Origin of the sequence: Colwellia psychrerythraea (genome assembly GCF_000764185.1) — a bacterium.
GTDB lineage: Bacteria > Pseudomonadota > Gammaproteobacteria > Enterobacterales > Alteromonadaceae > Colwellia > Colwellia psychrerythraea_B.
This window is the reverse complement of sequence record NZ_JQEC01000028.1, coordinates 1-4,344: the sequence shown is the minus strand read 5'-3', so window position 1 is coordinate 4,344 and position 4,344 is coordinate 1. Positions and strand designations below refer to the sequence as shown.

Annotated in this window: 6 protein-coding genes; all 6 read left to right on the top strand. The window is 36.3% G+C overall.

Features of this window, described 5'->3' with window-relative positions:
* A partial coding sequence (locus tag GAB14E_RS11665; RefSeq protein WP_231562038.1) for a hypothetical protein occupies window positions 1-419 on the top strand: 419 nt, incomplete at its 5' end.
* 438 nt (window positions 420-857) lie between these two features.
* The gene (locus GAB14E_RS11670; protein WP_033082362.1) at window positions 858-1,379 is read left to right on the top strand and encodes a hypothetical protein; all 522 of its coding nucleotides are present in this window, start codon (window positions 858-860) and stop codon (window positions 1,377-1,379) included.
* A gap of 105 nt (window positions 1,380-1,484) precedes the next feature.
* The gene (locus GAB14E_RS24135) at window positions 1,485-1,925 is read left to right on the top strand and encodes a DUF4265 domain-containing protein (protein WP_052093675.1); all 441 of its coding nucleotides are present in this window, start codon (window positions 1,485-1,487) and stop codon (window positions 1,923-1,925) included.
* A 106-nt stretch (window positions 1,926-2,031) separates the two neighbouring features.
* Window positions 2,032-2,580 (top strand): hypothetical protein, encoded by a 549-nt coding sequence (locus GAB14E_RS11675; RefSeq protein WP_033082361.1) that lies wholly within the window; start codon window positions 2,032-2,034, stop codon window positions 2,578-2,580.
* Window positions 2,581-2,685: 105 nt separating this feature from the next.
* Window positions 2,686-3,054, top strand: a complete 369-nt coding sequence (locus GAB14E_RS11680; RefSeq protein ID WP_033082360.1) for a hypothetical protein — start codon at window positions 2,686-2,688, stop codon at window positions 3,052-3,054.
* Window positions 3,055-3,129: 75 nt separating this feature from the next.
* Window positions 3,130-4,310, top strand: a protein-coding gene (locus GAB14E_RS11690) for an IS3 family transposase (protein WP_156115705.1) whose coding sequence is annotated in 2 segments (ribosomal slippage) — window positions 3,130-3,415 and window positions 3,415-4,310 — 1,182 coding nt in all. Because the reading frame shifts where the segments join, the coding sequence is not laid out codon by codon here.
* Window positions 4,311-4,344: the final 34 nt, after the last annotated feature.

The window sequence follows — 4,344 nt, the reverse complement described above, 5'->3', positions numbered from 1 at the left end:
GCGTTAGTGTACCAGAGAGAGTTTTGTCGCATATGAATCAATGGAAGTTCCAATTATTACCCAGTAAAAAAGATGCTCTCGGTGTTGGTGAAGGCTTTCGAATGGATAGTGTTGCTGAACAAATTGAGAGAGAAGTTAATGAAGCTTTACCATATCGTTTTAAGTTTCATAAAATTGGAAAAATAGTTGTCTGGCTTGGCCCTAGAAATGACCAAGAGGATTATGTTGAGCAAATGGGAGTATCGTTACAGCTATACGAGAACTTCTGTGCTGATAGCTATATAAAGTCGTCGGATGAACAAAAGCAGGAGTTGCTTAAAGTAATTATCCGTGATGTATTTAATTGGTTTTCTGATAATTTTGATGACTCAGAGTTCTTTGTAAATAAAGTAAAAAGTCAGGTGGCTTGGGTACACTAACAAGCCAATCAAGCGGGACTAAAAACAGTTTGCTCGGTTTCGCTTCGCTACACATTATAGCAAACAATTTTTAGCCCCTTATTGGGGCGTTATCAGGCAACACTTATTCAAGGTTAATTAGTGGCATTGCTTGGTACTTCACATCAAAGGATTGGTGTTTTTATCCTTCCTTTATTGTGGCAAATTAATTAGTTTTTCAAATCGGTAAACATTCTATGTTATTGTTTATCAATCAAGTTTAGTGGCTACGTGTTGCAGTATTTTTTTCTTCTCACTCCCACTAATTTAATTTTAGTGTTGGTGGTTGGTTTAGTGTTTTTAACTACCAGCTGCTAACAAGGCAATTAAACGGACACGTACAGTTTGCTCGCGCTCCGCGCATTTTAGCAAAAGGTACTTAGCCGCTTATTGTGGCGTTAGGTCTTTAGAGTCGCAATCATGCAATTAACTATAAAAATAATATTAGTTTTATTATTTCTTCAAATATCAAACGTTAATGGAGCTGACGTGGATTCAGAATCAAAATATATAGAATTATCTACTGATATATGGGTTTTGTCTTTACCTGAGTCATGGAAGCCCGAGGCTATAAAGGGTGGTGTTCGAGTCAATTCAGGCGACGAAGTTTTTTCGATTTATGTTACAACTTATAATGTTGATACTCCCTTAAGCGGTTGGGCACAACGAGATATCGCAATGGTTAAAGATTCTAAACATTCAGATCCTGTGAATGACTTTAAATATATGCAAGAAACAATCGAATTAGACTCAGACTCAGACATTCAACATTTTGTACTTGATGCGTATGACGAAAAAAGTAGTTTTCGAATTTATACTAAGCATTTTCGAATGGGTAATAAATTAGTTACTTTATCAATTCATGATTATTGGTGTCAGTCTTATAAAAAGTCTGTTAACTTTACAGAAGATTTATTAAAAGGCTTTGAGATCAAGACCTAACAAGGCGTTCAAACGGACAAAAAACAGTTGGCTGTTTCACTCCGTTCACATTATAGCCAACAATTTTTTGCCGCTTAACAGGGGCGTTATGTTTTTAGGTCAAATGTGAGTAAATCAATAAAAATTAGGTTTAGACTTCAAGAAGACGAATTAGGGCCTTATCCTGTTAGGGTTGAAAGTCTTTGGTGCGAGCTAGTTGACGGCTATTACAAGATAAAGAATGTACCTATGTTTATGCTAAATCTTGCATATGGAGACTTAGTAGATATTGAAGAAGTAGGTGATAATGAGTTTCAGATCACTGAGGTTATTGAAACCTCTGGAAACAGTACTGTTTGGATACAAATAAACACTGAACGAAATAAGATTATTGATAAACTTAAATCTCTTAAGTGCCAAGTTGAGAGTGGAGCTTTCGAGGAGTTGTGTGCGATTAACATTTCTGAAAAAGTTGAATGGGAACCTATTGGTAAATACCTTGATTCTTTAGATGAGAAAAATGAAATAGTTGCTCTTTATGCATCATTTAACCATGAAGAGTATTAAAAACATAACAAGCAATTTAACAGGACTAAAAACAGTGGGCTGTTCGCTTCGCTCCATTTTAGCCCACAATTTTTAGCCCGTTAATTGGGCGTTAGCTGGATTTGGTATGCGTCTACTCTTAATCACTACATTTCTTTTTATTACTGGTTGTTCTCATATAGTGATCAATGAAAACTATTCCGCATTAGATTCCAATAATTCATGGAAAGTTAAATACAGTGCTGGAAAAATGCACGGCTCTAAAAGTATGCCTTCATTAGATAAATTGGAGAATGTTTTTACTAGTGATTCTGTAAATATTAGTGTTCGTGCTGGTTATCAAAAAACAGAGTTTATTGGACCTCTTTTATTACCTTTTATACCAATTGGGGATTCAGGTATATCTGGGAAGCTTCAAGTGAACATTGAGTTTGATTGTACCGATTGTGATTATCAAATAAAGAAATTGAGGCTAAGCGCAAATAACGAAACCTTTTACCCTGTAGTAAAAAAGGTCGACTCTGCCTTGTCTAAATCATTTCTATTAAGCTACTCAATTGAGTATGTTAATTTAGATAACTTTCAACTTCACTTTAGCGACTTAATTGACTCTGTTCCCACTTTAAATGTCTTTAAAAAAGAAGGTGAGTGGTTTATGGTAAGTGCGAGTTTGTAATCCAGCTAACAAGCTAATTAATAAGGACAAAAAACAGTTGGCTGTTTTCGTCCCTCAACATTTTAGCCAACAATTTTTTGCCCATTATTAGGGCGTTATGTTTCTATGAAAAAGTTGAAGTTATATTCTCTGTTGTTTTGTACCGTATTAATAGCTTTATACGTTTTGTACATTTTAGAAGAGAAAAATAGAGCTAATAATTTAGTGTTGTCTACAACTCAGGGTTTTATCGAATCTTGTGAGTTTTACGAGCAAAGTGGAAAACATATTACTTCTAGAATGTACTATGAAATTACCTTGATGAATCACCAAGGTTTAATTCTTAAGTGGCACCCTAATGAGGCTGATATTCCAAAGCTAAATGAAGCATGTGAGCTAAAATCATTAATCGAAGTGCAATATAATTCTCATAAAGCTATATTGGCTACACAAGTAAATCATTGGATTCAAGGTTTGGTAAAAATCGAAACATAACAAGCCACTCAAGCAGGACAATGATCTTCCCCCGATAAAACGGACACCAAAATCTAACTAAAGATGAGGTGTCTTATGCCTAAGTACAACAATCCAAGACGAACTTGGAAGTATTCAAATGACTTCAAAGTCAACGCTATTCAATTAAGTTATGTTGTTGGCGTCACAATAAAATCAGTCGCTGAAAAACTCGACATACACCCGTTTATGCTGTCACGATGGCGAAAAGAATATCGTGAAGGGATCATTGTGGCTGATAAACGAAAAAAAGTGGCTGGCCAATCAAAAGCCAAAAAAGTACTTACCAAAGAACAACAACTAGAACGTGAAAATAAACAGCTCAAGGAGGAGCTGTATATCCTAAAAAAGTGGCAACGGTTTCTTGCCGAGGAACATCAAGCCGATATCGATTCATCGAAAAACTCAGAGCCGACATAAAGGTAACGAGATTACTGAAGTTTTTTGATGTTTCTAAAAGTGGCTATTACGATTGGTGTGAACGTCAACCAAGTGCTAGAGCGATAGAGGATGTTGAACTTAAAAAGAAAATTCAGCAAATATTCACTGAGAATAAAGGACGCTATGGTAGTCCCCGCATATTTAAAGCCTTGCAAAAGCAAGGATACAGCATAGGTAAAAAACGTGTTGAACGCTTGTATCGTGCACTTGGCTTGGTCGCTCGAGTGATGCGCGTGACGACACGCTCTGCGTTTTATAAGCGCTTCCTTACGACAGGTAAAAACTTACGACCTGATGGTGAAGTGCCATTGGTTAAAAATAAAGTATGGGTAGCAGATGTCACGTATTTGAAAGTGAAAGGTATATGGCGTTATTTATCGGTAATAATGGATTTATATTCACGGCGTATTATTAGCTGGAGTTTAGATAAAAAGAGAACGATGGAAGTCACCAAACGAACACTAAAAAATGCAATAAAGAACCGAAGACCTCAAGGTGGTTTAATGCTGCATACAGACCGAGGTGTGGAATATCGAGGTAATGTTTTTCAAACGGCTTTAAAACGAGCAGGTATTACACATAGCTTAAGCCGAGCGGGTAAATGTACTGATAATGCGCATATGGAGTCATTTTTCCATTCAATGAAGACCGAAGTTATTCGCGGTAATGTATTTAATAGTGATAAAGAACTGCGCGGAACACTTGGAAGTTACATTAACAAATACTACAATGTTTCGAGGCTGCATTCAGGGATAAATTATTGTTCGCCAATAGAATATGAAGCCCTGGCAGCGTGAAAAAAAATGTGTCCGTTTTATCGGGGGAAGATCA

Excerpts from the sequence above, each read along its gene's own strand:
- GAB14E_RS11680 (WP_033082360.1), top strand. The coding sequence starts at position 2,686 with ATGAAAAAGTTGAAGTTATATTCTCTGTTGTTTTGTACCGTATTAATA.
- GAB14E_RS11670 (WP_033082362.1), top strand. The coding sequence starts at position 858 with ATGCAATTAACTATAAAAATAATATTAGTTTTATTATTTCTTCAAATA.
- GAB14E_RS11675 (WP_033082361.1), top strand. The coding sequence starts at position 2,032 with ATGCGTCTACTCTTAATCACTACATTTCTTTTTATTACTGGTTGTTCT.